This window comes from Priestia sp. ST2 (genome assembly GCF_055810735.1).
Genome location: NZ_JBVVNT010000002.1, coordinates 938,002 through 963,031, shown reverse-complemented (window position 1 = coordinate 963,031; position 25,030 = coordinate 938,002). Strand labels below are relative to the sequence as shown.

Sequence of the window (25,030 nt, the reverse complement as noted above, 5' to 3'; positions counted from 1 at the left end):
ATTCTTTTGGTATAGTGTTAGAAATAAGGAGTGGGTAAGTTGGTTTTCACTGAATTCTTCCAGCAGTTTCCCGTAAAGGTTTTAACGGTAGCGCTGCTGATTATACTTATCGTTTATTTTATTCGCAAATTCATTAAGCTTTTCTTTGATAAAACGAGCTTTTTAGATGAAAAACGAGAAGAAACCTTAATGCATTTTTCTAATCAGGTGACAAGAGTAGTAGGCCTGGCTTTTTTCTTTATTTATGTGCTTAGCCATTTCTTTGACTTTGGAAAGATACTCACTAGTTCAGTAGTGTTGGCCAGTGCCTTGGCAATAATCCTCCAGCATATTATCCGTGATTATATAATGGGACTGACTTACCTGTTTGAACGTCAGATCCATCACGGAGATTATGTTATTCTCAACGGAAACCGCCAAGGAAAAATAGAAGAAATCACCATGCGCTACTTAAAGATTCGTCAGTATGACGGCTACCTCTATACCGTCTCATATAGCAACATTACGGAACTTCAGAATGGAACCCGAGGAAGACGCCGGGTAAATGAAAGTCTTATTCTCAACTATAGACAAAATCCGGAAGATGCCTTCAAAGTAATGGAGCAAGTAGCACAAACATGTAACGAGAAATATGGCCAGTATTTGTTGAAAGATGTGAATGGAATTCCTATAGAGAGCTTTCAATTCAATCAAATTACTGAACTGAACGTAGATTTTAAAGGTCACCAATATTCAGTATCAGGCCTTGTGAAGGAAGCTGATTTTGTAGAAGCGGGTCAAAAGGTGAGATATGAACTCGCAATGGCTGCCTACAAAAATGATCTAATGATGGCTGAAAGCTTCGAGACAAGCCATTAAAAATAAAACTCGTATCTTATTTATATACAAGCTTTTATACTTAAGATAAAAACACCCTTTTAATTTTTTAAAAGGGTGTTTTTATTTTAAAAAATATCTATTAAGTACTTCTCCAGTACAGATTAATTATCTGAAACAGAAAAAATTAATTAGTACATCTAAATTATTCTTCTAGCGATATGGTAAAATTAAACAAAATACTAAAAGAGATAAAGGGGGAGTAACTATGTCACAAAAAGCTAATTATACAAAAATCAACTCCAAAATGTGGGATGAGTGGGCTTCAGCTGGAGGAGAATGGTCATTAGCTATTAATCATCAAGATTTTGCAGATGCAACTCAAGGTATTTTTGATATTTACTTAACACCTTGTAAGCCTGTTCCACATAACTGGTTTATTCCATTTAAAAAAGCAAAAATATTGGGACTTGCTAGTGGAGGAGGACAGCAATGCCCAGTCTTTGCAGCGCAGCATGCAGAAGTTACAGTGTTTGACTACTCTGATAAACAATTAGAATTAGAAAAAATGGTGTCCGCTAGAGAAGGCTATTCTATTGATTTAGTTAAAGGCGATATGAGTAAGACATTTCCCTTTGAAGATGAGACGTTCGATATGATTTTTAATCCCGTATCAAACTGCTATATTCAAGATGTTGAACACGTTTGGCAAGAATGTTTTAGAGTTCTTAAAAAAGGTGGCGTTCTGCTATCTGGCTTTGCAAACCCTGCTCTCTATTTATTTGGAGAAGATGAGAAAGAATTACAAGTGGTTCATAAATTACCTTATGACGGAACTAAAAGTACGATAGAAAATGATGAAGAACTTATAAAGAACGGCGGTGTACAGTTTAGTCATTCTTTAGAAACTCAAATTGGTGGACAGCTAAAAGCTGGATTCACTCTACAAGCTCTTTATGAAGATCATCACCACAAAGGGAAAATCACTGAATATATGCCTTGTTATATTGCAACTAAATCCATTAAATAATAGTTGGTTATCATGTTGAATGAATTACCTCAACTTTTTCTAACAGACGATCAAAAGGGGACAAGCAATTTTGTTCATTCCTATACTAGCCGAATAGATTAAAAAAATACATTTTAGAAAAGAGATTTCCACCTAAACATAAGACAATAGAAAAAGTTTTCTATTGTCTTATGTTATGAGTTTGATTCTTCATTTGGATAAAGAACAAAATCATATAATTCGCCTCTTAACCGATCGTTATAAAATTCAATTTTACGATTTAAAATGTCTAGACTCTGTTGTAAAGTTTGTATTTCCTGTTGTACAAGGTGTTTGCGGTTTTCAAGTAGATGTAATCTCTCTTGTATTGTTTTATCACCTATTGCACGCCATTTAGTGTATTGTTTTAACTCTGTTATTAACATGCCTGAACGTTTTAAATGGAGGAGAAACTTCGCCCATTCAATATCATCATCCGTATATCTTCGTAAATTATTCTCATCCCGATTAGGTGTAAGCAAACCTTGTCTTTCATAATATCTGAGGGAACTTGCTGTTACGCCAAGGATTTTTGCAAATTCTCCAATTGAATAAGCCATCGTATTCACCTTTTCTATCATTTATTTGGACTAATACTGAATGCTTAAAGTCGGTTATATATAATTGTTTTTTCTTTAGTATTGTCTCCTTATATCTATTGAACTTATCATTTAAAGTCGACTTTAAGTCAATAATGAATTTCTTCTTAAAACATCGACATTCTCTTGTTGACTTAAACCTAAGTTTAAGTCTTATACTACATCTGTTGTAACGATCAAAATAGAAAGAAAGGATGAGAGAGAGATGCCGGAAAAACAAACCGCAGGACGAGAGCTGTTAGGGGGATTTGCTCCAAAGTTTGCTGAGCTTAATGATGATGTTTTGTTTGGCGAAGTATGGGCGCGAGAGAAAGAGTTATCTCCGCGTGATCGAAGTATGATTACAGTTTCTTCCTTAATTGCGGGTGGAAACTTTGAGCAATTAACGCCGCATCTTCAAAAAGCAAAGAAAAACGGAGTAACCAAAGACGAAATTGTAGAAGTGATTACTCATCTTTCGTTTTATGCAGGGTGGCCCAAAGCATGGTCTGCTTTTAATATTGCTAAAAAAATTTATAACGCTTAAAAGGAGAGAGAAGAAATATGAAGCATGAAGAATTAAGTAATAGCACAATCTTTCCACTAGGACAAAAAGTGGAAGCCAATTTTAGTGGAAACGCCTATTTAAAAATGGTATTTACAGACGAAAAGCCGCTTAACACATCTATTGGAAATGTAACTTTTGCTCCAGGATCTCGTAATAACTGGCATTCTCATAAAGTTGGACAAGTATTATTAGTAACAGGTGGAGAAGGCTGGTATCAAGAAGAAGGTAAAGCAGCACAGTTAATAAAAAAAGGTGATGTCGTGAACATCCCACCAAATGTGAAACATTGGCATGGCGCCACAAAGGATAGCTGGTTTGTGCACTTAGCAATGACACCAGGAGAAACAGAATGGCTAGAACCTGTTGATGATGAATGGTTTAATAAGCTATAAGCATAACGTATATATGCCGTTTTAAGAAACTGGTCACATGATTACTCGCTTTTCATTTTATGGCTAGCAGCAATTGGCTCTGAAGAACCCAATGAAAAGCTTTTCAGCGATAAGAAACAAATCGATTGGTAACACCCGTGAGTAAAGATCAAAAAAGATTTATAAAGAGAAAAGCTGTATGTAAAACTAAATGAATTATTACTTGCTGAATTTGTTGCTAATGTGTACGTCAGCGTAGTTGAGTGGTGGCTCAAAAATGAAAAGCCATATTCACCGAGAGAAATGGCAGAAAAAGCAGGAGAGCTTTTAGAAAGAAACTTATAAACTTAGGTTTGGTTGGACAAAAGCTTTAGAAGAATAAAATTATCCATCTCCCATTCTTAATTATAATATCTTTTTTTGTTTTAATTTGGTAATAAAGGGTAAATGTTCTAAGAATCACCTAAAAATAGGAGGAGATCAAATGAGAAAAGCGAAACAAGCTGTTGTAGCTTCTGCCGTAGGTTTAGCTGTGTTAGCGACGCCATTAGCTCTACCGAATTTAGGAGGTTCTGCAGGCTCTGCAGAGGCTGCAGAAGTTGGAGGAGACGTAACAGTTGATCCCGTAGCCATAGGACAAGCGATTGCAGATGCGGCTAAAACAGCCGACAATCGAAGTGGTTTCGTCAAGGGAGCAATGGAAAAAGCATTCTTTGAATCAGGTCAACGATACAATGTAATGGTTATGAATTTGAGCCAAGGGTATAATTCAGATCAATTACAAGGTGTTCAATATTTTGACACCGTAGATTATGATGGTATTACCTATGGTGTCTGGGTATTTGAAGAAGGAACATTTATTAATGAAGGCGATGGAGGTTATGATAACTGGGCTTTTAGAGGATGGTTTGAACGAACAGGAGATGACGAGAAAACAGTCAATTTTCATAGACCTTAATGAAAAATAGAGATAAAGATAACAAGAGATTCCCATTAGGGAAGAGCATAGGAAGAGCCTTTACCGCCATGGTAAAGGTTTTTCTCATTGAATAAGTTTGCATTTTCAAGTTAATATAGTTTCGCGGATACTACTTAATTAAGTACTTACATTATAAAAAAACAAGGCGTCATTAAAAAGAAATAAAATATATTTAAGGAGTTTATTTAAAACGTTACAATTTTTTTAATTCTTCTTCCTGCTGACTTATATAAGCATTGCCCCACTTCTCTAAAGAATTTAGTATTGGAACAAAACTTTCTCCAAGATCTGTTAAATAATATAAAACCCTTTTAGGGTTATCGTTTGTTTCTTCTCTTTTAATCAATCCTTTTTTTTCCATATCCCTAAGCTGCAGTGTAAGGATACGCTGGGTAATACCCGGTATTTCACGGCGCATTGCATTATAATACATGGGTGATTTTGATAACAAAGATAAAATAATACCTTTCCATTTACCACCCATCATATGCATCGTTAACTCAATTGGACAAGCACGCTTTACAGTTAACGTACAAGGACCGTATTGATCACTTTTAAAGTCTGACATTTTTTCACCTCAATGGCTAGTAACAAAATTGTGCCTTCTTGTTACGTCTATTTTTTCTTACTAAACTTATATTATCAAATAAAACAAAAGAAGGTGCATCGATTGGAATTTGTCCAAATTTCTAGACATATTTACAAACTTACTTACAAAACTGTTGTAGGAATTCCTGTCAAAATTAATACATGGTACGTGCTAGATGGTGAGAGTGTTCATATCATTGATACAGGAATGAAAGACTATGCACATACTCAGTTAAATATAGCAAAATCTTTAGGTATCCCCAAAAGTATTTTACTCACACATGGCCATTTAGATCACATTAATGGCGCCAAGTATTTAAGAGATAATTTAAATATTCCTATTTACGCCCACGAAGTTGAAGCGCCTTTTATCAATGGCGAAAAACCATATCCAAATAAGGCAGAAAAGGAAACAACAGGGGTGGAACATCAAGTTGAAAGTCTAAGTAACAACATCATTAAAAAGTTACCTTTAGATGTGTATTTAACACCCGGTCATACACCAGGACATGTGATATACCACCATAAAGGTGACAATGTGCTGCTAACTGGAGACTTATTCTTTTCTAATGCTGAATCCTTACATCCGCCGATTCGAAAGTTTACAGTTGATATGGGTGAAAATATTAATAGCGGACGAATTATAGATGAAATTAAACCTTCTATTATTTCTTCATCACATGGCGAAGATGTCAAATACAACTGTGATTTATATCCTATTTATAAATTTATATATGAATAAGAGGGAGAAAAATGAAAATACAATTATTTCAAACAGAGATTATAGAAGGTGAAGTTAAGCAAAACGAAAACCGCATTGAGTCCTTATTTGAAGAAAAGCTGCATATAGATACTGAGATTGTTGTGATACCTGAAATGTGGAATACAGGTTATGATTTAAAAAATGTAGCAGAAAAAGCAGATATTGATTTAAAGAGAGCTTTTCCCTTTATTCAACGTTTAGCAATCAACCATCAAGTGAATATCATTGCAGGTTCAGTTTCAAATAAAAGAAATGAAAATATTTATAATACAGCCTTTGCTGTATCAAAAACGGGTAAGCTGCTCTATCAAAAAGATAAGATACATCTCGTGCCGATGTTGGATGAACATCATTATTTAACAGGGGGAGATGAAGTCCCAGATGTCTTTGAGATTAACAATATCAAAGCCAGTCAAATTATATGCTATGATTTACGTTTTCCAGAAATCACACGCTACCCAACGTCTCAAGGTGCAAAAGTCATATTCTACGTTGCACAATGGACTACCAGAAATATAGACCATTGGAGAACACTATTGAGGGCAAGAGCTATAGAAAATTGTGTTTATGTCATTGCATGTAACAGCGTGGGAAAAATGAGTAATGAAAATCATGTCGGCAACACATACGCGGGGCATTCAATGGTCATTGATCCCAATGGAAACATCGTAGAAGAGGGGGGAGATCAAGAAGAGATTATAACAGCGGAAATTGATATACAGAAAGTTACAGAACAACAAACATACATTCCAATATTTGAAAGCCTGAGACCGGATGTTTATAAGCATGCAGAATAGAAATTTGTATATCATCTTAAATTTGGATGTTATCAGAATATCTTATAAAGGTTTACTAAAAAAAAGAGGCAGTTTCACCTGAAAATACTATATTTTTTAAAATTAACATATGTATAAAAGGTGCACTTCTTATACATTAGTTTCTCATCCACCTACTGAGAAAACGTTGATCAGTCAACAATGTATAAAAAGCTGCATACTCCGGAAAAAGGATCCTTGGAAGAACTATCCTTCGTCAAGGGTCCTTTTTTATAATGTTTTCTGGAAGAGTGATTGTGTTAACAAATTATGTATGAATTATACATACGCTTTTATAAGGATTTTAATATATAATTATACTTAAGGTAAAAAAGAATTATTTTAGGAAGAGGAAAATGTGTGAAATGTAGTCGATTGTTGCTTTTATCGTTAATTAGTAGTTTTTTCGTTATTTTAGTGTCCTTGTTCCAGTGGGATCTGGTTGATATGATAACAGAATTTTTAATGTTACCTATTTGGTTATTTGTATATGCTTTCTTTATCATAATGACTATATGGACATTAATTCATCTTTTTAAAAAGAGAAAGTGGCAGCCGTTTGTTATTCAGCTCATTACTATCTTATTATGGTTTTTCTTTCCATTCAATCAAGTCAACTTAGATCTCAACTTTAAAATCCATCAAGATAAGAGAGAAGAGGTTGCAACTCAAATAGAAAATGGTGTTATTAAACCTAATGTATCTGATAGTCCATCACTTATTCAATTACCTAAAAAGTATACTCAATTGTCTAAAGGTGGGGGCGACATCGTAGTAGAAACAAAAGGAAAGGCTAAATCAATTCTTTTCTTTACATACCGTGGGATGCTAGACAATTTTTCGGGGTTTGTATATAACCCAAACGATAACAAACCTTCAAAAAGCGATTTTAACGGGGATTTTGAACAAATAAAAAAAGTACATAAAAACTGGTATTATGTATCTTCTTATTAAAAAGAACCTGCTGTTTTGACAGCAGGTCCTTCTTGTTACTTATTTCTTTTTTAACCTTTTAACAACTTTAAAAGCTAGGAATCCTATTAAACCAATAATTATTAAGAATAATAGCAATACTTTTTATTTCATTGAAACAAAGAGAAAGGTGCGTTCATTGTAAATATACAAATGGATTGCAAGAAGATTCATGCTGTTTCTCTATATGAGTAGTGTTTATTTAGGTACAAATCAATAGCCTTGACATAAAAACACCCCCATCATTAGAGTTTTTTTATCTAATAATGGGGTGCAGTTCAAACCGTGGGAAAGGTGTTTTATGCCTTTATTGGTTTTCGTTTTCGCTATCGCTATCGTTATCTATAACATTATCGTTATTAATATTATCACCATATTTGAAATCAATAATTCTTTTTCTAATTTCTTCTCTAATTTCAGGGTTTTCTTTTAAGAAAATCTTAGCGTTTTCTCGTCCCTGTCCTAAACGCTCCTCATTATATGAAAACCAGGATCCAGACTTTTGAACAATATCTACTTCAGAACCGATATCTAAGATTTCTCCTTCTCTTGAGATACCTTCTCCATACATAATATCTACTTCAGCAATGCGGAAAGGAGGCGCCATTTTATTTTTGACTACTTTAATTCTTGTTTTGTTACCAACTATGTCATTTCCTAGTTTAAGTTGTTCAGCACGGCGAACCTCAAGACGAACGGAAGAATAGAATTTTAGTGCTCTTCCACCTGGCGTTGTTTCCGGATTTCCAAACATAACGCCTACTTTCTCCCTGATTTGGTTGATGAAGATGGCAATGGTTTTGGACTTATTGATTGCTCCAGATAGTTTACGAAGAGCTTGAGACATCAAACGAGCTTGTAGACCTACGTGAGAATCTCCCATTTCTCCTTCAATTTCTTTTTGGGGAACTAATGCAGCTACTGAGTCAACAACAATAATATCTACAGCGCCACTTCTAACTAATGCTTCAGCAATTTCAAGTGCCTGTTCACCAGTATCTGGTTGAGATAACAGTAACTCATCAATATCTACACCTAGTTTTCTTGCATAAACTGGATCAAGTGCGTGTTCAGCATCAATAAAGGCAGCTCGGCCTCCATTTTTTTGTACTTCTGCAATTGCGTGTAAGGAAACGGTTGTTTTACCTGAACTTTCGGGCCCGTAAACTTCCATAATTCTTCCTTTGGGATAACCATTAATTCCAAGAGCTATATCTAAAGCTAATGAGCCTGAGCTAGATGCCTCAACTTTTGTATGTGTGCCTTCGCCCATTTTAATAATTGATCCTGTACCGAATTGTTTTTCAATTTGTTTTAGAGCCATGTCTAGTGCTGCTTTTTTATCATTCATAATTTGAAACCTCCGATTGTTATTACGTTTACAATAAACGCCAAGGTATTTCGATAAAGAATAAGAGTTGGCTCAAATGTTTTTGCTCAGTGCGAGAAAATTTTGTGTTTAACTGTCTTAGTTTGCTCTGGTATTCCTTTATTCATCTCTAAACCCTTAGTGTCGAACAAATGTTCCTGTTGTGTAATCATACAATAAACGCATCTAATTGTAAAGGCGAAAGTTTTTCTACAAACTAGCTAAAAGAATATCTTATATTTATAAAAAGTAAGTTTATACTTTAGCATTTACTTATCAAATGATAGAAATTAGGGGAAAGGTAGCTTTTTATATAAGTAGAATCGATTACAATCTACATTTTTAAATTTGGGTATATATGAATCTACAAATCTGGTTAGACTAATAACGCATTCCGGATATTCTTAGTTACTATAAAACAGATTTCAGGAAGAAATAAAGCAGTCTACACAAATAGACTGCTTCTTGATTAATTATTTACCTGTTTCAGCAAAACGCTGAATACGTTCAGCGATTTCATCACGTACACGCTGGAAGAACGCCCATTTCTCTTCATCTGTTCCTTCAGCTTTTGCAGGATCGTCAAATCCCCAGTGTTCACGTTTCACATGGGGAGGCGTTACTGGGCAGTGATCTGCTGCATGGCCACATAATGTAACGACCAAATCCGCATTATTTAAAATTTCAGGGTCAATGACATCAGATGTTTGGTTTGAGATATCAACACCAGCTTCTTTCATTGCTTTTACAGCATTGGGATTTAATCCATGAGCTTCTAACCCTGCACTGCGTACATCCCATTCATCATTATTTAGATATTTTTTTGCCCATCCTTCAGCCATTTGGCTACGGCAAGAGTTACCTGTACATAAGAAATAAAGTGTTTTTTTAGACATGTGTAAAATCTCCTTTATGATGTGTTAAGAAATAATTGATAACCAAATATATAAACCAACAAGCGTAATAAACAATGTTGGGATGGTTAAGATAATACCTGTTTTAAAATAGGTTCCCCAAGAAATCTTAACTCCTTTTGTCGAAAGAACGTGGAGCCATAAGAGAGTGGCTAGAGAGCCAATAGGTGTAATTTTTGGTCCTAAGTCCGAACCAATGACGTTTGCATAAATCAAGGCTTCTTTAATTGTACCTGTTGCAGAAGTTGCATCAATGGCCAAAGCATCAATCATCACGGTTGGCATGTTGTTCATAATCGATGAAAGTATGGCTGCAATGAATCCCATGCCAATGGTTGCAGCAAATAATCCATGGTCAGCCGTTGCTTGAATGAGGCTTGCTAATACTTTAGTTAGCCCTACATTACGTAATCCATAGACAACAACATACATACCAATCGAAAAGAAAACAATCGCCCACGGAGCTCCTGCTAACACTTTTTTAGTGTGAACAGCGGGACTCTTTCTTGCTATTCCTAAGAATAAAATCGCAATAATACCTGCGATAATAGAAACAGGAATATCGAAAAACTCACCAATAAAGTAACCAAGAACTAAAATGAATAAAACGATTCCTGATAAACGGAACATTTTCTTATCTTTAATGGCTTCAACCGGTTTCTGTAAATCATCTAGATTGTATTTCTTAGGGATGCTTTTACGAAAGTACAAATATAAGACAACAATACTTGCCAAAAGTGAGAACAGATCTGGCACAATCATACGTGATGCAAATTCAGAAAAGCGAATACCAAAGAAATCAGCTGATACAATGTTGACCAAGTTACTTACTACAAGAGGTAACGATGTTGTATCTGCAATGAATCCACTGGCGATAATAAAAGGGAAGACCATTTTATCTTCAAATTTAAGTGCTCGTACCATGGCAAGTACAATAGGTGTTAGAATTAAGGCTGCTCCATCGTTTGCGAATAATGCTGCTACTACAGCTCCAAGGAGGGATACATAAACGAACATGCGAACGCCATTGCCTCCTGCAGTACGCGCCATATGTAAAGCTGCCCACTCGAAAAATCCAATTTCATCTAAAATTAAGGAAATAATAATAACTGCAATAAACGTTAATGTTGCATTCCATACAATTTGAGTTACATCCAGCACGTCATGGAAATCAACCACACCTGCTAAAAGAGCTAATACTGCGCCTCCACATGCTGACCAACCAATAGACAAGTTCTTTGGCTGCCAAATGACAAAAATCAATGTCACTAAGAAGATGAGGGAGGCTACTATAACTGATATCACTTTACAGACCTCCTATTATTAGCAACAATTAATACGTAAACCTTGCTTTTCTAGTTCTTTTAATCGTTCATCTTCGCTTGGTAAAGAATCGAGTATATCAAGGACAAACTGATAATAGCTGTTTTCTTTATTTAAGGAATAGAAGATCCAATGTCCTTTTCGTCTTTCACTTACGAGTTCGATAGCTCTTAACTTCCGCAAGTGTTGGCTAATAGCCGGTTGACTTGCTTTATAAATTTCAACTAGCTCACAAACACAGCACTCGTTATTTTGGAGCAGCTTCATCATTGACAATCTTGTCTTATCTCCAAGCAGCTTCAGTATCTGTACTGCTTTTTCCACTTCTACCTGCGCTTTTACATCCATTATGACTCACCTCCTTATTTTCAAATATAATTATATAAGTATTTTATTATATATTCAACGAAAATATACATTTTAAACATTAATCAAAAAAAGTTGATTAATTTCTTGATTTATCTAAATTTTCCAGGTATGATGAATACATCAAAAAAAATTGATTTATGAAAGTGAGGATGAAAGCAGTGAGAGTCAACAACTCTGGAAACTTATCTGTTACATACTTTCGAGCCTATTTTCATTTAGTTATGAACACCCAAGGGATGGACCAGAAGGAAGCACAAAACTTAATCTTTCAGCGTTTTTTTCATCAAGATCCTATGCTAAGAGGGGAAACTACATATAGTAACTTTAAAAAAGCTGCCGAAAGCTTCGATCATTAAATCAAAAAAAGTTGATGAAGGAGAATGACAATGGAAACAGTTAAGGAAGGAAAGCACCCATTTAAACAGTACGAACAAAAATTTAAAGCACTTGCTGATCAAAAGAGATTAGAAATTATGTATGAGCTCTGCCAGCGGGGACAGACATGCGTATGTGACCTAACTGAATTCTTTGGGATGTCTCAATCTAAACTTTCCTATCATTTAAAAATTTTATTAGAAGCAAACCTTATCACAAAAGAAACAAAAGGGACATGGAGCTATTATGATTTACATGATAAAGAGGTAAATCACCTGTTATCTGAGGAGCTTTGCTGCTTGTTTAGAAAAGATACAAGTAAAAGCGGCTACTGCTCTTAAATTAATATATTTAAAATAATATTGTTTATAATGCGAAGGAGGAAGTGTAAATGAAATATGTTCACGTAGGAATTAATGTAACGAATCTAGAGGCGTCCATGGAGTTTTATCAAAAGGTATTTGGCGTTCAACCTGTGAAAACGAAAGTAGATTACGCTAAATTTTTAGTAGATGAGCCAGGATTAAATTTCACTTTAAACGTACGAGACGAAGTAAAAGGTAATCAAGTGAATCATTTCGGCTTCCAAGTAGAAACTCCTGAAGAAATCCATTCTCATAAATCACGATTAGAAAAAGAAGGCTTCTTTGCTCGTGAAGAAATGGATACAACTTGCTGCTATGCTGTGCAAGATAAGTTTTGGGTAACAGATCCGGATGGAAACGAATGGGAATTCTTTTATACGAAATCTGATAGTGAGGTTCACAAGAACAGCGATGGGCCAAATGAAAAGCTACCTGTAACTAATGCTTGTTGTTAATCATTAGTTAACATAAAACCATTTATCGGTAAAAATAAAAAGCAGACCTTTAATTAAAGATCTGCTTCTTTTCTTTAGCAAAAACTAAATATGTTCCCACTAAAAACATGATGCCCAAACCTATAAAGATTAACCAGTACGTTAAAGGGAAACTATAGGAAACTTTCATAACTCCAGTATTTCTATCTAATATTCTAACGGTGTAAGGAGTATATGCTGTCTTAATAGTTAAGTACGTTAATAAAGCTTGAGCAATAAGAACTATCCCTATTGCACATTTCATTATATTGCCCCCAGACTCATACATGTTTCTGTGTACAGTTTAACACAAAGGGGCTTACTTAATATGCTAGTTACCATAATCACTCTTTCAGGAACATATGAAAAAGAGAAACTTTATGGGAATAAGGGTTCTAACAGAGTCATTTTTATAAAATATAGACATCTTTATACGTCCCTTATGTATCGATGTTTCTGTCTAGGCTAAATAATAATGGAGTGCATAAAAGTCTTATCTTATATACATTTATAAAAAATCCGAATAAAAATAACCCAGTAAATATTGAATATAGAGATTGAGTAAGCATGAACAAAGACTAAAAGAACAAATCAAATTTACCTACTTTAAAATAAATCCTTACGCATTTCCCGTGTTCTAACACCATCTTCAATTTTTTCTGCAATGTCCATTAACCTTTCAATGTCGGAAAAGGAATACATTCGGGTACCTGAAGAGTTTCGTTTTGGAAAAATAAGCTCTCGCTCTTCATAATAACGAACTTGTCTTTCTGATAAACCTGTCATTTCAGTAACGATTTTTATAGTCATAACTTTCTCATCTAAATATGGATGATTTTTAGTCAAGATTATCCTCTCCTATTTCCATTCTTTATCAGTATATATGTTATTAACTTTTGGTTTGTATATAGAAATGAAGTTTATTAAAAATAGCACGTTATAAACACTTCTTGATGAAAGGCGTTTGTAGTTATTGAGAGTGACATTAGGTTAACTAATTTCAAAACAAGTGTTTCAAAATCAATAATAAGAAGAAAATAAGAGCTTCTAAATTGCTCAAATTTACGTCGAACTATTTATTTTATTATATGTAAAACCAAAGTTCATTCCCTCAGAGAGCGTTTCTCTGTATATTTGAAATATATTTTAATCTGATTACTAATGAAATATATGGATACGGTGCAACCTATATCATTCTAGGCATTTTCATTCCGATAAATAAAAAGACTTGCTTTAGATAGAAAGCAAGTTGAAAGAAGGATAATCACTTTGGTGATTCCATTATAATCCAATAATTATAGTGAATCATTAAAATATGGTTAAAAATAAATTAAAAGTAAATTAATTCATTAAAAGTATTAATTAACCTCTTTCAAGTTTCGTTAAAGTAATTTTATTAATTCCAATAAATTTTTTAACTTTATTCCTTTAGTGTTTGAATAAAGTTAAAAATTAGGAGTCCGTAAAAGTATATTTTTTCGAATGGGATAGCTGTTTTTTTAAGTCATTTTTTTACAATCCCAAAAAGTGTACTTTTTGAGACTATCTATATTGGAAAAACTTAACCATAAATTAACTATACATAGTTAAGGGGATTCTGGTGCATAAGTGTTGAAATGTTGTACTGAGAAGCTATCAAAAGAAGATATTCTTTATTTCGCGGGTGATTGTCCACTCGTTCCAATTCTGAGCGTTTCTCATAATACTGTTTTTAGTGAAGAACGGAAAAAAGCAATTATTTGCTATCAATATCTCTATGTGTTACACTATGTTTAACTTGTTTTTGTTCGGTATAAGATTGAGAGAAGAAAAACCTTAAACAGAAGTTTTTATCTTGAAATAGTATGATTGGGCAAGAAAGGTAATACATTTGTGGAATATTCCACAGCAGGAGGCAACATTATGACACAAGGTACAGTAAAATGGTTTAATGCAGACAAAGGTTTCGGTTTCATTGAAATCGAAGGCGGAGACGATGTATTCGTTCATTTCAGTGCTATTCAAGGTGAAGGTTTCAAATCATTAGAAGAAGGTCAAAAAGTGACTTTTGATATCGAGCAAGGTCAACGTGGAGCACAAGCTGCTAACGTTCACAAAGCATAATCAAAAGTGATAACAAAAAGGACTCCTTATGAAGGAGTCCTTTTTTTATGGTCTTATAATTAGAAAACCATGATTTATCTACTATTAGTTCAGTAGAAAACCCAGGCTTTTAAAAAAAAGCCTGGGTTTTAGACAAGACGATCGATACAAGGTATAACTAGTTATAACATACATTAGAAATAGAAAGCAAATGCAAATAAATTAGCTATATTTTCAATTAAATAATATAGTAGTAATTTTTAATCTATGCGATAGCATTGGTACAAATTATCTTCGATGGGGATTAAGGGGGATTTTATTAATAAGCCGTTCTCCAGCTTCCATGTGATTTCCACACAAAGGGCATTTTTGGTGGTTATCGTAAGAGAAATCTTTTCTCATCCAGCCCTTACAATCTTCTACTGTACATTCCCAAACCTCTGTTTTTTCTTGAGCTAAAGGTTCTTGGTTTCTTTTGCCGTAATAATACATACTAACATCACTACTCCTCATATTACATTATAGCTTATAAAGGAGTAATAATCATTTATATAAATTAGTGTTTCTTACCATTTTATTTTCATGGAATAATGCACGGAATTTTTGATATAAGAATTTCTAAACACTTAGTAATAATGTTCATATCTTCTTCTTTTGCTTTTTAATTGCACCACTTACCGTAGTAGTACATCCCTAAACTAAGCCGCCAACGTAAGGAGGGTTAGTTTAAAGATTAGTTTAATCGTGGAATCATTTCGCTTATCACCGGTAATCAAATGGTTATTTATAGGGACTTTCCAGAAGTTTCATGACTTGTTGGAAACTTTTATTTCGAGTTATTATAAATAATAAAACTTCATTTTACCTCAAATTAAAATATATTGTCAATGAAAAATTTGTAATATTTTCAAAAAATGTTATAATAGTTTTACAATTGTTTTTTCGATCGTATTCCGAATTCCGCTGTGTTTTTTTCAGATAGAATTATGGATACATTTTTTCAATACCCTTTTTTAAAACTGAAAAAAACTCAAACAGTTGTGTGAGCTTTAAAGGTAAGTTAGTTGAATAAAATTATTAATTTACCATCTAATAGTAACCGAGTTTTTATTCTACAAGGAGGCCTAGAATAATGAATCTAATCAATAAGAAAGTTACACACAAGCTTTTTGGGATAGGTAGTATAGTTAAATGTAATGATTCTAGTATTGAAATACATTTCGCATCGGAAAATAAAAAGTTTGTTTTCCCTGATGTATTTGGAAAGCATCTAAAACTGCATGATAAAAGTGTTGCTCATTCACTCGAAAAAATTATAGAAAAAAAGGAAATGGAACACAACGAGGAAGAACGGAAGAAGGAAGAGGAAAAAAAACTACAACGAAAAAACCAGGAACTTCGCTGGGGACTTGAAAAACTTATGAAGAATCATAAACTTCATTCTGAATCACAAATGGTTTTTTGGTGTGACATAGAAGAACAGAATAGTTCTTTTTTAGAGTGGAAGGTTTTTTCAGGTGTAATAAAAAGTGGTAATAACAAGGGGAAGCCAACCAAACCCATCCGTTTGCACCAAAATAGTGCTGTCTTGTTAACAGCAATAGATTCCAGTATGCCTGAAAAAGACAGACGTATCTTAGGCGTCTATATGGTGAATGAAGATTTTATCGGTAAGCTTTGTGAAGATGGATATATTCCTGCTCATTCAAAATACAGACTCCAGCTTACAGAACAGGAATCGGATCAGATGCCTTTCTGGAAATATTATGTAAATGAAAGAACATCCCAAAAAATGACATGGAATACAGGTAAATACCGTTATTTTGATAATTTATGGATGGCTCAAATTTTGCTTGATATAGCTGAGTTAAAAAGTGACCCAAAGGAAAGAGAGCTGGCACAACAATTTTTTGAACATTTTTGTAAAATGAATCTGATAACAGCTGAGGAGTTACCAAAGCCTAATGGCGCATTGATGCGTATGTAAACGTTAGCCCAAAGATAATAGGACTGACACATTTTTCTCACCCATCATTAATAGCGAACATTCCTTAGCTGTTCGCTATTAAAAAGGCAAGAACAGAACGTAGGAGAGAAGATGAAGGATATAACGTGAAAATATTTAGTGATGGAAAAACAGTAACTATAAGAGTATCGAATGAATTAGTAACAATCTTAAAAATTCATTATGTAAAAAACATGAAAAGATACTCTTATACGGTTACTAAATATCCAAGTATTTTTTCTTTGAAGAAGAATTAATGAAACAAGAATAATAAGTAGATAATGAGGAGATACACCTATGCTTAAATTTAAAGTTATTTTCGAATTTATAAATGGCAGGACAAAGGAATTAAAATTCGAAGCCGCATCAAAGAAAGAAGTCATTAGTCATATAACAAAATATGAAAGATTCATTTCGAATGAAAAAGAGTTAGTGCACATCAATTTAAATAACGTGGTACAGTTTATGATTACAGAAGAAAAATAATAATAAAAACTAGGCATCTATTAATTGAGGTGCTTTTTATTTTAATAAATAGACTGATTTAAATTTAAATAACATTTCTGAGAGTAGTAATAAAATTGAGCGGTTAATTGAAGCTCTTCTTAGCTCTTCACTAGATAAAGAGAAAGTTATAGAACAATTAATTGAAATGGAGTTAGAACTTGACCATATTAATGGGCGCTATAAAAGCTTAAAAAAAAGAATTAAAACAATTACTTAATGTTTAAGTAAAAAAAGTTACTTATAAACTATAAAATATGGAGAAAAATACATGAGCACTAACACTCTGCCTTTATTTTCAGAAAAATACTTTGAAGGATTAACTTTAAGTCCAGCTCTGTTTTATTCCTGGAAATATAGCATTCGCTTTGAAATATCAGATCCATTAATTTCATCTCACGAAAAAGATTGTTTGAATCAAGCTTTTCATCGATCAATCACATTATTTCAAAGGGTATTTGGAGAGGGAGATGAGATTCTTTTTGTTACGGATGTGCATACTACGAACAAAGATCGTTTCCTTCAAAAAAGACCTTTAAACGTTTATTTAAAATACATAAAAGATAAACAGCGGCTATATCAATTAAACCATCACTGTTTGCCGAGTATATTTCAGGATGAAGATGAAGACGATGATCAATCTTTGACCCATCGCTTTGGACTTTCTTGTAAGAAAACAGAATTAAGATATGCGCAGCTTTTAAAGGCTATTAATTATGAAGACTTTGCTCATCCATCTACTATTCTGAAGAGTAATTCCCAAAGTAGTTATGATATTTACTTTATTAATCTCTCTAAAAAAATGATTTTTCATTTGTATGATGACCGCGGATGTGATGTCTTAGCCTCAAGTAAAGAATCTATACGCTTTCTTTATGAAGAATATAATAATTGGATTTTGGATTATGATCGAGAAGAAATTGACCTTTTATTTAAGTGAAAAGTAGGATTCATCCACTAATTAGCACATTTTTTATATCCATAATCACCTGTCTTACAGTAACTAAAAATAAAAAGGGTATCTACAATCTTCTAGGTTAATTTTGATATATAATCAGATTAGCATTAGGCTTATAGCTCAATGGAAATATGACCCTAAGGAGATATTACAATAATGCAAGACCTAAAAAATAATAAACCGACAGTAGCTTGGCAACAAAGAATGGAAGATGATGAAATTTTCACTGTAGAGAATATTAAAGCCACTGATGAAATCCTTGATACTTATATGAATAGACTTAAAGATTCTGTAGATAAAATGTCAGAACAAGATATCTTAGAATATGTAAAAGAGATAGTTATAGGATTAAACGAATTAAATGAACAATTTGATTATTTCATTGAAACGTTAGAAAGAGAAGAACTTTGTGAGTTTATCATTAAAGCTGCAAATGCAGCTGGCTTAGAGACTGAAGAGGATATTACAGAAGAGTGGAGAGAGTGGTAACATACAAAAGCTTACATATAGGAGAATTAAATATGGATTCTAAGCAGTTATTTCTAGTTACCATAATCATGACCCTAGGAAGTAATGTAAAAGAAGAACATTGTGTGAAATGTTCTTCTTTTATAAATGATCAGAGTGAGGTATAGCTGTATACATTTGCAGGTGTCTTTTTGACACTTAAATTTAATCGTTCTAATGGCCATGAAATAATGAAAGAGAATATTGATAAACATAAATAATTACGAATCCTAGCGAAATTAATAGCCATACATGCAATTTCCTGAAGTGCTTGATGGTATTTCCAATTATTTCATGAAAGATAACAAAAGACAGTGTACCGATTGCTGCGCCAGTCGATAAAGCTTGTAGTTTAAGTGAGGAAACTTGTACACTTTCACCAATGAATAAACTGCCTCCTAAAGACAGCGACAGAATGGCTATAATTAGTAAAAAGAAGGTGTTAGGTATTTTTGCTATAGAGAGGACTGTCATAATTGCCATCCCCTCTGGGACCTGATGTAAAAGGGTAGCTGCGAATACAGAAGCTGATTGGTGCATATCTGTTATTCCAAATGTAATACCTGTGATGACATTATGAAAAAAGATAGCAACCGTTAATAAGATAAGTGCCTGTAAGGGTGAAATTTCGCTGTTTTGTTTATGCAAAAAGAGGTCAATGCATAGCATGATGATATATCCGGCTACAATTCCTAATAAAACGCCTCTTAAATCATATAGATGCCAAGTAGACGGAAGGATATCAAAGAACAATAAGCCCAATAAGATTCCACCGCATATAGCATACATAAATTGGATTCTTCCCCTTGCCAGATGGTTTACTAATCTGAGAAGTCCTCCCCCTGCTAATAAACCCAGTAAAGAACCTAAAGTAAATAAGATATTCATTTCTATATGCATAATTGCTACTTCCTTTCGGCTATATGGTTTTTTACAACTAACCTATTCAAAGGAAAGGCAATCATACCTATGTTTTATAAATGGTTAAAAAAATAAAAGTACACGATATTAACTTGGGAGTAATTTTTAGGTAAATCACTAATAAAAAAGGACATACTAACGTTATCTAAAAAAGAGGTGTTACTATGGAATCTCCTTTTGAAATGATAACCAATGTGGACAAGGTCGAAAATGCTTATTATATAGAAGTGAAACCAGGTGAGTACAATGCAAAGTATTGGAATAAAGAATCAGTCTATTTTGCTGATGAAGCTTTTGCTTATTTCTATACCACGATTTGCAAGTATGTGCCACAGTATCAACCTACCCAAGTGACAGAAATCAAAGTAGAAACATGGCTGAGGATCAGTAATCAGCTGCAAGAACTCGCATATTTTTTGAGCACTAATCCGCCTATGATTAAACTAAAGAAATGGATTGATTTTAGCAAAGTAGCGGGAACGTACAAACAGTTTGAACATCAAAAAAACAAGTACATTCGCGAGTTAATTAACATGATTAACGAATTTACAGTGTGGATAACAAAGGTATATCAAACGCAATCATATATCACCATTTTGGGCACTTAACAGGCCTTGAAACCTTAGAGGCTTGGAATGAAGAGCAAAATCCCAAAAACAAATCGTGAGTTAAATCACTAAAAATGCCCTCAGATGAAGCAAGTGATTCTATAAATCAAAAAAAGATACTTTATAAAGTATCTTTTTTTGATTTAAGTTTTTGAAGAATGTAAAATCTAATTGGTATCATTCGGTACTTCAAGAGAAGTAGGTTTGGTGTTCCTTTTGAAAAATGAAATAATTACCATTATAAGAACGAATGCTACACAAACTATAGAGCTTAACCTATTCGCACTGTCTATGAGAAAAACTATGAAGCTAATAATTAATGTACATGCGGCAAAAAGCGTTAAATAAGGGAAGCCCCAAAGTTTAAAATATGGTTTTTCTTTATATTGAGGACGTAGCTTTAGCTGAGCTAAGCAAATACTAATCCATATAAGAGAAACTGTAAATCCAGGAATAGCTAATAAATAAGAAAAAGCTTTTTCAGGATATAAGTATACGAGGTACGTTCCCAATAATAAAAATAGGACACTGAAAGCTAAACTGTAAACAGGTACGCCTTGTTTATTTACATAGGACAAACTTTTAGGAGCATCTCCCGACTGAGATAAAGAATGAAGCATCCTTGTACAGCCATAAATACCTGAATTGGCTGCTGAAAGGACAGCTGTTAATAAAATAAAGTTCATAATATGAGAAGCACCTTGAAGCCCGGCTGTTTCAAATACTTGGACAAAAGGGCTAGCATTTGCATCAATTTTATCCCATGGTATCAAGCCACAGATAATAAAAATAGGCAAAGTATAAAACAGAACTACTCTCCACATAACGCCTTTAACTACCCCTGGTAATACCTTTTCAGCATCTTTTGTTTCCGTAATAGTTAAACCAATGAGTTCTGATCCTCCATACGAGAAAATGACTACAAGTAATGTAGAAAAAACGGCTTTCCAGCCATTTGGCACAAAATCACTATAATTATGAAGATAATGAGAAGATGAATTATTACTTGGCATAATTCCAAATAGTATCGCTATACCTAATAAAATAAAAGCAATAATAACAAAGATTTTAATACCAGCAAACCAAAACTCAATTTCTCCAAAAGACTTTACGCTTGTAGCATTAATTAAAATAAGTACAATTGAACAAATAAGACAAAGAATCCATAAAGGAATAGAAGAAAACCAATATTGCAGAAAACTACCTGCAGCGATGACTTCAATAACGCACACAGTAAGCCACATAAAGCAATAAGTAGCCCCCATTACAAAAGAAAAACGTCTTCCAAAAGCTTTTTGAATTAGATCTTTCATATTGTGGGATGGGTATACAATAGCCATTTCAGCCAAAGCTCCCATTACAATGAGAAGCAATAGTCCAGCAAATAGATACGAAAAGATAACCGAAGGTCCTGCTAATCCAATTGTATCAGCACTCCCTTTAAAAATCCCTGTTCCAATCATTCCTCCAATAGCAATCATTCGAATGTGTCGCGGTAATAATTGCTTTTTTAACGTATTCTTTGATGCAGTATTTTCTTTCATGATGCCCTCCTTTTAACATAAAAAAGTCCCTGCTGAATTATTCAGCAGGGACGAAAATTTCGCGGTACCACCCTATATTGTAAAAACATCTTACCTCTTAATTACCATAACGGTTTTATCCGTCCTCTCTAAAACACTATTAGAAGAGGAAGCTCTAGGAGTGAATTTCATCTCTAATCTTTGTACTGACTTCCACCAATTATCAGCTCTCTATAACAGGGAGATTAGGATTACTTAAGATCCTATCTTAGCTTTTGTTTATTAAATTAAAGTGTATGTAATGTATATCATCATAGTTAGTTTGAAATTAAATGTCAATATGTTTTTATCTATTTACAGCTATAAGAAGAGTTATTAGATTTTACATAAAGATAATCATTACCACTATTCGGTATTTAATCATTCCTTTTCCAATCATTTGTACTGTGATTGAATTGTACGCTTTTCTATAATAGAAAACCTACTGTGCAAACAAGAGTACAGTAGGTTTTCAAATCAGAATAAAAATGGTGAGGAAATATCTCAGTATTGTATCCTAAAGAATATAACAAGGCAAGAGTTATTATCCTTTTTGGAACTTTTCTTTTACAAAATTTGAATTATAAATATATAAAAACCTTTAATAATAGGAATTTTAAAGGTTTGTTACTTCTTATAATTCATATTAAGTGAACAAAAAACTCCTTTAAACAAAAGGTCTGGAGGATATTTTTATAGAAGTATAGTTAAGTTGACTACTGATACCTTGTGTAATGTCGATAATGAATTGGGAAATAGGGGGAGTTTTAAATGTCACATCACTCATTAAAATTGTACGACTACCATGTATGGGCAAACCAAAAAATTTTCGACCGATTAAAAGAACTTTCTGAGGATATTTACGAAAAGGAAATTCAGAGCGTTTTTTCTTCTATATCAAAGGTGATGGCGCACATTTATGTCTCTGACAACATATGGTTAGATTGTATTTCTGGTGAAAAGTTTGATGAAGCATTTGCGTCGGCTAATCAATTGAGAGAACAGATTGAAACGAAAAGAATTGAGGAATTAGAAACGATGTTTTTCGATTTATCAGGCCGGTACAAAGCGTTTCTCAATCATCAAGAAGATATAGAAAGCGACTTTGTGCTTGAAACTTCATTTGCTGGACGACTCGAAACCCGTTTATCTGATGTAGTACAACACGTTGTCAATCATGGAACATATCATCGTGGCAATATTATAGCTATGCTACGGCAATTAGGCCATCCCGGTGTTATGACTGATTATATTTTATATTTATATGAAAGGGATACAAAAGAGTAGTTTCTCCTCTATCTAAAAGGGGTAGTATCAGGAAATGCGGATTTACAACGTCAAGGGAATTCTAATATTAAAAGGCCCAATTCCTAAGTATTAAACTAGAGAAATTGGGCTTTTTTTCGTTCCTCCATTTTTATATTTTTATAAGAAACGAAAAAGTACCTCCCGTACAAATAGAAAGATGCTTTCTCGTCACAATCATTTATAAATAAAAACCTAGTTAATCAAAGACTTTGAAATGCAGAGAAATGCTCGCTGACAAAATTAACTTTTGTTTTTCATATAACTCCTGATTCAACGCAAATTTCCGCGTTATAGAACCCTTTATTTTCTTGTTATTAATTTATTTCCCAAACTGAAGTCAGAGCTTTTATACCTTCAATAATTTAAAGATATGGACCATTTTGAGAGAGAGCTAAAAGAATATGTACATTACTACAATAACACTCGCATTAAGGAAAAATTGAAAGGCATGAGTCCAGTCGAATACCGTACTCAAGCCAACTACGTTGCTTAAATATAAATTGTCTAACTTTTTGGGTTCAGTTCATTTCCAAGTATTCTCTTTTTGCGTGTGTTCCGGAAAGAGTGTTTATGTGAACTAACTGCTTATAAGGTATACAGTTATAAAACAGAAAAAACCCCCATCGGTTAAGAGGCAGTTCTTCTGTTCTTGTTTAAGGGTTGTTTTTTATTAACTATAACGATGCTTTTTTGATAAAACGAGAGTAGAGATACCAATCAATACCACACCCATGACGGCTGGAGTAGTGTGGCTAACTACTGAATACAACTGACCGCCAATAATTGGTCCAATGAACCGAGCTAGAGATTGAATGCTTTGGGCTCCCCCTAGTATATGCCCTTGCTCACTGTCACTAACTGATTTTGAAAGCATACCGTTAAATGATGGCCCAAAGACCGAATCACCCAGCCCGAAGAAAATCATCCCAACAATAAAGACGAAATAAAAATCTGTAAGGGCTGAAATTGAAATAAGGATAAAACCAATAATTTGACTTATCATGCCTAAAAGAGCAATTTTTTTATCTGTCAAGAATTTGAGTAATCGTGGCATAATGATTGTTTGTGAAAAGATATCAAGTACACCTATTATAGAAAATGTCAGACCAATAAATATAGGCTGCCATGCAAAGGTATCTATTGAAAACTGAGAGAAGATAGCTTGTAATGATCCGTTAGGAATCCAAACTAGGAACCCAGCAATTAACAGCCATTTAACAGATTTAAAGGAAAAAACCTTGGATAATTGTATAAATGGATTAAGCTCTCTAACAGAAATACTGAAAGAGCGTCTGGACTTCTCAAGACTCTCAGGCATAAAAAAATAGCCATATATGGCATTAAGCAATGTGATAACCGTACCAGCATACATAGGAACACTGTTTCCGAAAGTCGCAAGTGCACCTCCAATTATAGGGCCAAGAGCAGTGCCAACCCCAACAACAGCACTAATCCAACCAAAGTACTTAGTGCGTTCATTTGAAGAGGTAATATCTGCAAAGTAAGCAAAAATCGCTGAAATTTCGCCACCTGTCAAACCTTCAATGGTACGGCCAAGGAAGAGAATCCAAAGTGCACCTCCAAGTCCAAAGATAAAATAACCAAAGGCAGAGCCGATAAGACTAATAATTAATACTGGACGACGGCCATACCTATCGCTTAACGCACCTAAAACTGGTGCAGCCAAAAAGACAGAAAGAGCGTATATAGACGTAAGTAATGTTACTGCAGTAGCCTGACTGCTGGGACTACTAGTATAAGTCTTTACTAAAAAAGGTAAAACGGGGCTAACTATAGTCAATCCAAGACCAGTTAAGAAGACAGTGATAAACCCAAACGTTAGGGGATGTTTATTTATTGAAGTATCCACGATAATTCTCCTTTAAATT

Annotated in this window: 28 protein-coding genes, 3 pseudogenes and 1 other annotated feature; of the genes and pseudogenes, 19 read left to right on the top strand and 12 right to left on the bottom strand. The window is 33.7% G+C overall.

Annotated features, from left to right (window positions below; translation table 11 throughout):
- Positions 1 to 39: 39 nt before the first annotated feature.
- Positions 40 to 858, top strand: coding sequence for a mechanosensitive ion channel family protein (locus AC0KUU_RS11325; protein ID WP_043981838.1), 819 nt, complete (start codon positions 40 to 42; stop codon positions 856 to 858).
- 226 nt (positions 859 to 1,084) lie between these two features.
- Positions 1,085 to 1,846, top strand: coding sequence for a class I SAM-dependent methyltransferase (locus AC0KUU_RS11320; protein WP_043981839.1), 762 nt, complete (start codon positions 1,085 to 1,087; stop codon positions 1,844 to 1,846).
- Between the two features lie 173 nt (positions 1,847 to 2,019).
- Here the strand turns inward: AC0KUU_RS11320 and AC0KUU_RS11315 are convergent, their stop codons facing one another.
- Complete coding sequence (locus AC0KUU_RS11315; protein ID WP_043981840.1) at positions 2,020 to 2,424, bottom strand: MerR family transcriptional regulator; 405 nt, start codon at positions 2,422 to 2,424, stop codon at positions 2,020 to 2,022.
- Between the two features lie 244 nt (positions 2,425 to 2,668).
- Between AC0KUU_RS11315 and AC0KUU_RS11310 the strand changes: the two genes are divergently transcribed.
- The 4 genes and pseudogenes from AC0KUU_RS11310 (at position 2,669) to AC0KUU_RS11295 (ending at position 4,339) form a co-directional block, all read left to right on the top strand.
- Positions 2,669 to 2,989, top strand: coding sequence for a carboxymuconolactone decarboxylase family protein (locus tag AC0KUU_RS11310; RefSeq protein WP_043981841.1), 321 nt, complete (start codon positions 2,669 to 2,671; stop codon positions 2,987 to 2,989).
- A 17-nt stretch (positions 2,990 to 3,006) separates the two neighbouring features.
- Positions 3,007 to 3,402 (top strand): cupin domain-containing protein, encoded by a 396-nt coding sequence (locus AC0KUU_RS11305; RefSeq protein WP_043981842.1) that lies wholly within the window; start codon positions 3,007 to 3,009, stop codon positions 3,400 to 3,402.
- A 201-nt stretch (positions 3,403 to 3,603) separates the two neighbouring features.
- A pseudogene (locus AC0KUU_RS11300) lies at positions 3,604 to 3,726 on the top strand (TetR-like C-terminal domain-containing protein); the annotation flags it as partial.
- A 139-nt stretch (positions 3,727 to 3,865) separates the two neighbouring features.
- A complete protein-coding gene (locus AC0KUU_RS11295) occupies positions 3,866 to 4,339 on the top strand; it encodes a hypothetical protein (RefSeq protein ID WP_043981843.1) in 474 nt (157 codons plus the stop codon).
- Positions 4,340 to 4,553: 214 nt separating this feature from the next.
- On the opposite strand, the gene AC0KUU_RS11290 is transcribed toward AC0KUU_RS11295, so the two are convergent.
- Complete coding sequence (locus AC0KUU_RS11290) at positions 4,554 to 4,928, bottom strand: winged helix-turn-helix transcriptional regulator (RefSeq protein WP_043981844.1); 375 nt, start codon at positions 4,926 to 4,928, stop codon at positions 4,554 to 4,556.
- Between the two features lie 102 nt (positions 4,929 to 5,030).
- Here AC0KUU_RS11290 and AC0KUU_RS11285 point away from each other — a divergent pair, with 102 nt between their 5' ends.
- The 3 genes from AC0KUU_RS11285 (at position 5,031) to AC0KUU_RS11275 (ending at position 7,480) form a co-directional block, all read left to right on the top strand.
- Positions 5,031 to 5,690 carry an MBL fold metallo-hydrolase gene (locus tag AC0KUU_RS11285; protein ID WP_043981845.1) on the top strand — a complete coding sequence of 220 codons (660 nt, stop codon included), beginning with the start codon at positions 5,031 to 5,033 and terminating at the stop codon, positions 5,688 to 5,690.
- A gap of 11 nt (positions 5,691 to 5,701) precedes the next feature.
- A complete protein-coding gene (locus AC0KUU_RS11280) occupies positions 5,702 to 6,508 on the top strand; it encodes a carbon-nitrogen family hydrolase (protein ID WP_043981846.1) in 807 nt (268 codons plus the stop codon).
- A gap of 378 nt (positions 6,509 to 6,886) precedes the next feature.
- Positions 6,887 to 7,480: a hypothetical protein gene (locus AC0KUU_RS11275; RefSeq protein WP_043981847.1), complete on the top strand. Its 594-nt coding sequence runs from the start codon at positions 6,887 to 6,889 to the stop codon at positions 7,478 to 7,480.
- Between the two features lie 325 nt (positions 7,481 to 7,805).
- Here AC0KUU_RS11275 and recA read toward each other — a convergent pair whose 3' ends face one another.
- The 4 genes from recA to AC0KUU_RS11255 form a co-directional block, all read right to left on the bottom strand.
- On the bottom strand, positions 7,806 to 8,849 hold the full coding sequence (recA, locus tag AC0KUU_RS11270; protein WP_322551948.1) for a recombinase RecA: 1,044 nt from the start codon (positions 8,847 to 8,849) through the stop codon (positions 7,806 to 7,808).
- A gap of 491 nt (positions 8,850 to 9,340) precedes the next feature.
- On the bottom strand, positions 9,341 to 9,763 hold the full coding sequence (gene arsC, locus AC0KUU_RS11265; protein ID WP_043981850.1) for an arsenate reductase (thioredoxin): 423 nt from the start codon (positions 9,761 to 9,763) through the stop codon (positions 9,341 to 9,343).
- Positions 9,764 to 9,787: 24 nt separating this feature from the next.
- A complete protein-coding gene (locus tag AC0KUU_RS11260; RefSeq protein WP_318331380.1) occupies positions 9,788 to 11,086 on the bottom strand; it encodes an arsenic transporter in 1,299 nt (432 codons plus the stop codon).
- Positions 11,087 to 11,104: 18 nt separating this feature from the next.
- Complete coding sequence (locus tag AC0KUU_RS11255; RefSeq protein ID WP_028410070.1) at positions 11,105 to 11,452, bottom strand: ArsR/SmtB family transcription factor; 348 nt, start codon at positions 11,450 to 11,452, stop codon at positions 11,105 to 11,107.
- A 407-nt stretch (positions 11,453 to 11,859) separates the two neighbouring features.
- On the opposite strand from AC0KUU_RS11255, the gene AC0KUU_RS11250 reads away from it, so the two are divergent.
- Complete coding sequence (locus AC0KUU_RS11250) at positions 11,860 to 12,189, top strand: ArsR/SmtB family transcription factor (protein ID WP_165575295.1); 330 nt, start codon at positions 11,860 to 11,862, stop codon at positions 12,187 to 12,189.
- Between the two features lie 50 nt (positions 12,190 to 12,239).
- The gene (locus AC0KUU_RS11245) at positions 12,240 to 12,668 is read left to right on the top strand and encodes an ArsI/CadI family heavy metal resistance metalloenzyme (RefSeq protein ID WP_162214031.1); all 429 of its coding nucleotides are present in this window, start codon (positions 12,240 to 12,242) and stop codon (positions 12,666 to 12,668) included.
- Between the two features lie 49 nt (positions 12,669 to 12,717).
- On the opposite strand, the gene AC0KUU_RS11240 is transcribed toward AC0KUU_RS11245, so the two are convergent.
- Both AC0KUU_RS11240 and AC0KUU_RS11235 read right to left on the bottom strand, forming a co-directional pair.
- Positions 12,718 to 12,951, bottom strand: coding sequence for a hypothetical protein (locus AC0KUU_RS11240; protein ID WP_043981855.1), 234 nt, complete (start codon positions 12,949 to 12,951; stop codon positions 12,718 to 12,720).
- A gap of 347 nt (positions 12,952 to 13,298) precedes the next feature.
- Positions 13,299 to 13,496 (bottom strand): annotated as a pseudogene (locus AC0KUU_RS11235) (MerR family transcriptional regulator); the annotation flags it as partial.
- A gap of 1,092 nt (positions 13,497 to 14,588) precedes the next feature.
- Between AC0KUU_RS11235 and AC0KUU_RS11230 the strand changes: the two are divergent.
- Positions 14,589 to 14,789 carry a cold-shock protein gene (locus AC0KUU_RS11230; protein WP_013056497.1) on the top strand — a complete coding sequence of 67 codons (201 nt, stop codon included), beginning with the start codon at positions 14,589 to 14,591 and terminating at the stop codon, positions 14,787 to 14,789.
- A 267-nt stretch (positions 14,790 to 15,056) separates the two neighbouring features.
- Here the strand turns inward: AC0KUU_RS11230 and AC0KUU_RS11225 are convergent, their stop codons facing one another.
- Complete coding sequence (locus AC0KUU_RS11225; protein ID WP_043981856.1) at positions 15,057 to 15,260, bottom strand: cold-shock protein; 204 nt, start codon at positions 15,258 to 15,260, stop codon at positions 15,057 to 15,059.
- 640 nt (positions 15,261 to 15,900) lie between these two features.
- On the opposite strand from AC0KUU_RS11225, the gene AC0KUU_RS11220 reads away from it, so the two are divergent.
- From AC0KUU_RS11220 to AC0KUU_RS11205, 4 genes are all read left to right on the top strand, one after another.
- Entirely contained in the window at positions 15,901 to 16,755 is an 855-nt protein-coding gene (locus AC0KUU_RS11220) for a hypothetical protein (RefSeq protein ID WP_043981857.1), read from the top strand.
- Positions 16,756 to 17,070: 315 nt separating this feature from the next.
- Positions 17,071 to 17,259 (top strand): hypothetical protein, encoded by a 189-nt coding sequence (locus AC0KUU_RS11215; protein WP_013082641.1) that lies wholly within the window; start codon positions 17,071 to 17,073, stop codon positions 17,257 to 17,259.
- Between the two features lie 289 nt (positions 17,260 to 17,548).
- On the top strand, positions 17,549 to 18,217 hold the full coding sequence (locus tag AC0KUU_RS11210; RefSeq protein ID WP_165575293.1) for a DUF3885 domain-containing protein: 669 nt from the start codon (positions 17,549 to 17,551) through the stop codon (positions 18,215 to 18,217).
- A 174-nt stretch (positions 18,218 to 18,391) separates the two neighbouring features.
- The gene (locus AC0KUU_RS11205; protein ID WP_322551949.1) at positions 18,392 to 18,724 is read left to right on the top strand and encodes a hypothetical protein; all 333 of its coding nucleotides are present in this window, start codon (positions 18,392 to 18,394) and stop codon (positions 18,722 to 18,724) included.
- 192 nt (positions 18,725 to 18,916) lie between these two features.
- On the opposite strand, the gene AC0KUU_RS11200 is transcribed toward AC0KUU_RS11205, so the two are convergent.
- Complete coding sequence (locus AC0KUU_RS11200) at positions 18,917 to 19,642, bottom strand: ZIP family metal transporter (RefSeq protein WP_098248815.1); 726 nt, start codon at positions 19,640 to 19,642, stop codon at positions 18,917 to 18,919.
- A gap of 185 nt (positions 19,643 to 19,827) precedes the next feature.
- Here AC0KUU_RS11200 and AC0KUU_RS11195 point away from each other — a divergent pair, with 185 nt between their 5' ends.
- Complete coding sequence (locus AC0KUU_RS11195) at positions 19,828 to 20,271, top strand: hypothetical protein (RefSeq protein WP_043981861.1); 444 nt, start codon at positions 19,828 to 19,830, stop codon at positions 20,269 to 20,271.
- Between the two features lie 167 nt (positions 20,272 to 20,438).
- Here the strand turns inward: AC0KUU_RS11195 and AC0KUU_RS11190 are convergent, their stop codons facing one another.
- The gene (locus tag AC0KUU_RS11190; protein ID WP_043981862.1) at positions 20,439 to 21,815 is read right to left on the bottom strand and encodes an amino acid permease; all 1,377 of its coding nucleotides are present in this window, start codon (positions 21,813 to 21,815) and stop codon (positions 20,439 to 20,441) included.
- Positions 21,816 to 21,858: 43 nt separating this feature from the next.
- Positions 21,859 to 22,073, bottom strand: a binding site (T-box leader).
- Positions 22,074 to 22,604: 531 nt separating this feature from the next.
- On the opposite strand from AC0KUU_RS11190, the gene AC0KUU_RS11185 reads away from it, so the two are divergent.
- Complete coding sequence (locus tag AC0KUU_RS11185) at positions 22,605 to 23,120, top strand: DinB family protein (protein WP_043981863.1); 516 nt, start codon at positions 22,605 to 22,607, stop codon at positions 23,118 to 23,120.
- Positions 23,121 to 23,457: 337 nt separating this feature from the next.
- Positions 23,458 to 23,634: pseudogene (locus AC0KUU_RS11180) on the top strand (IS3 family transposase); the annotation flags it as partial.
- 177 nt (positions 23,635 to 23,811) lie between these two features.
- Here AC0KUU_RS11180 and AC0KUU_RS11175 read toward each other — a convergent pair.
- Positions 23,812 to 25,011 carry an MFS transporter gene (locus AC0KUU_RS11175; protein WP_322551950.1) on the bottom strand — a complete coding sequence of 400 codons (1,200 nt, stop codon included), beginning with the start codon at positions 25,009 to 25,011 and terminating at the stop codon, positions 23,812 to 23,814.
- Between the last annotated feature and the right edge of the window lie 19 nt (positions 25,012 to 25,030).

Coding starts and splice junctions, on each gene's coding strand:
- AC0KUU_RS11320 (WP_043981839.1), top strand. CDS start 1,085: ATGTCACAAAAAGCTAATTATACAAAAATCAACTCCAAAATGTGGGAT.
- AC0KUU_RS11315 (WP_043981840.1), bottom strand. CDS start 2,424: ATGGCTTATTCAATTGGAGAATTTGCAAAAATCCTTGGCGTAACAGCA.
- AC0KUU_RS11310 (WP_043981841.1), top strand. CDS start 2,669: ATGCCGGAAAAACAAACCGCAGGACGAGAGCTGTTAGGGGGATTTGCT.
- AC0KUU_RS11305 (WP_043981842.1), top strand. CDS start 3,007: ATGAAGCATGAAGAATTAAGTAATAGCACAATCTTTCCACTAGGACAA.
- AC0KUU_RS11295 (WP_043981843.1), top strand. CDS start 3,866: ATGAGAAAAGCGAAACAAGCTGTTGTAGCTTCTGCCGTAGGTTTAGCT.
- AC0KUU_RS11290 (WP_043981844.1), bottom strand. CDS start 4,928: ATGTCAGACTTTAAAAGTGATCAATACGGTCCTTGTACGTTAACTGTA.
- AC0KUU_RS11280 (WP_043981846.1), top strand. CDS start 5,702: ATGAAAATACAATTATTTCAAACAGAGATTATAGAAGGTGAAGTTAAG.
- recA (WP_322551948.1), bottom strand. CDS start 8,849: ATGAATGATAAAAAAGCAGCACTAGACATGGCTCTAAAACAAATTGAA.
- arsC (WP_043981850.1), bottom strand. CDS start 9,763: ATGTCTAAAAAAACACTTTATTTCTTATGTACAGGTAACTCTTGCCGT.
- AC0KUU_RS11255 (WP_028410070.1), bottom strand. CDS start 11,452: ATGGATGTAAAAGCGCAGGTAGAAGTGGAAAAAGCAGTACAGATACTG.
- AC0KUU_RS11250 (WP_165575295.1), top strand. CDS start 11,860: ATGGAAACAGTTAAGGAAGGAAAGCACCCATTTAAACAGTACGAACAA.
- AC0KUU_RS11245 (WP_162214031.1), top strand. CDS start 12,240: ATGAAATATGTTCACGTAGGAATTAATGTAACGAATCTAGAGGCGTCC.
- AC0KUU_RS11240 (WP_043981855.1), bottom strand. CDS start 12,951: ATGAAATGTGCAATAGGGATAGTTCTTATTGCTCAAGCTTTATTAACG.
- AC0KUU_RS11230 (WP_013056497.1), top strand. CDS start 14,589: ATGACACAAGGTACAGTAAAATGGTTTAATGCAGACAAAGGTTTCGGT.
- AC0KUU_RS11225 (WP_043981856.1), bottom strand. CDS start 15,260: ATGTATTATTACGGCAAAAGAAACCAAGAACCTTTAGCTCAAGAAAAA.
- AC0KUU_RS11220 (WP_043981857.1), top strand. CDS start 15,901: ATGAATCTAATCAATAAGAAAGTTACACACAAGCTTTTTGGGATAGGT.
- AC0KUU_RS11215 (WP_013082641.1), top strand. CDS start 17,071: ATGCTTAAATTTAAAGTTATTTTCGAATTTATAAATGGCAGGACAAAG.
- AC0KUU_RS11210 (WP_165575293.1), top strand. CDS start 17,549: ATGAGCACTAACACTCTGCCTTTATTTTCAGAAAAATACTTTGAAGGA.
- AC0KUU_RS11205 (WP_322551949.1), top strand. CDS start 18,392: ATGCAAGACCTAAAAAATAATAAACCGACAGTAGCTTGGCAACAAAGA.
- AC0KUU_RS11200 (WP_098248815.1), bottom strand. CDS start 19,642: ATGCATATAGAAATGAATATCTTATTTACTTTAGGTTCTTTACTGGGT.
- AC0KUU_RS11195 (WP_043981861.1), top strand. CDS start 19,828: ATGGAATCTCCTTTTGAAATGATAACCAATGTGGACAAGGTCGAAAAT.
- AC0KUU_RS11190 (WP_043981862.1), bottom strand. CDS start 21,815: ATGAAAGAAAATACTGCATCAAAGAATACGTTAAAAAAGCAATTATTA.
- AC0KUU_RS11185 (WP_043981863.1), top strand. CDS start 22,605: ATGTCACATCACTCATTAAAATTGTACGACTACCATGTATGGGCAAAC.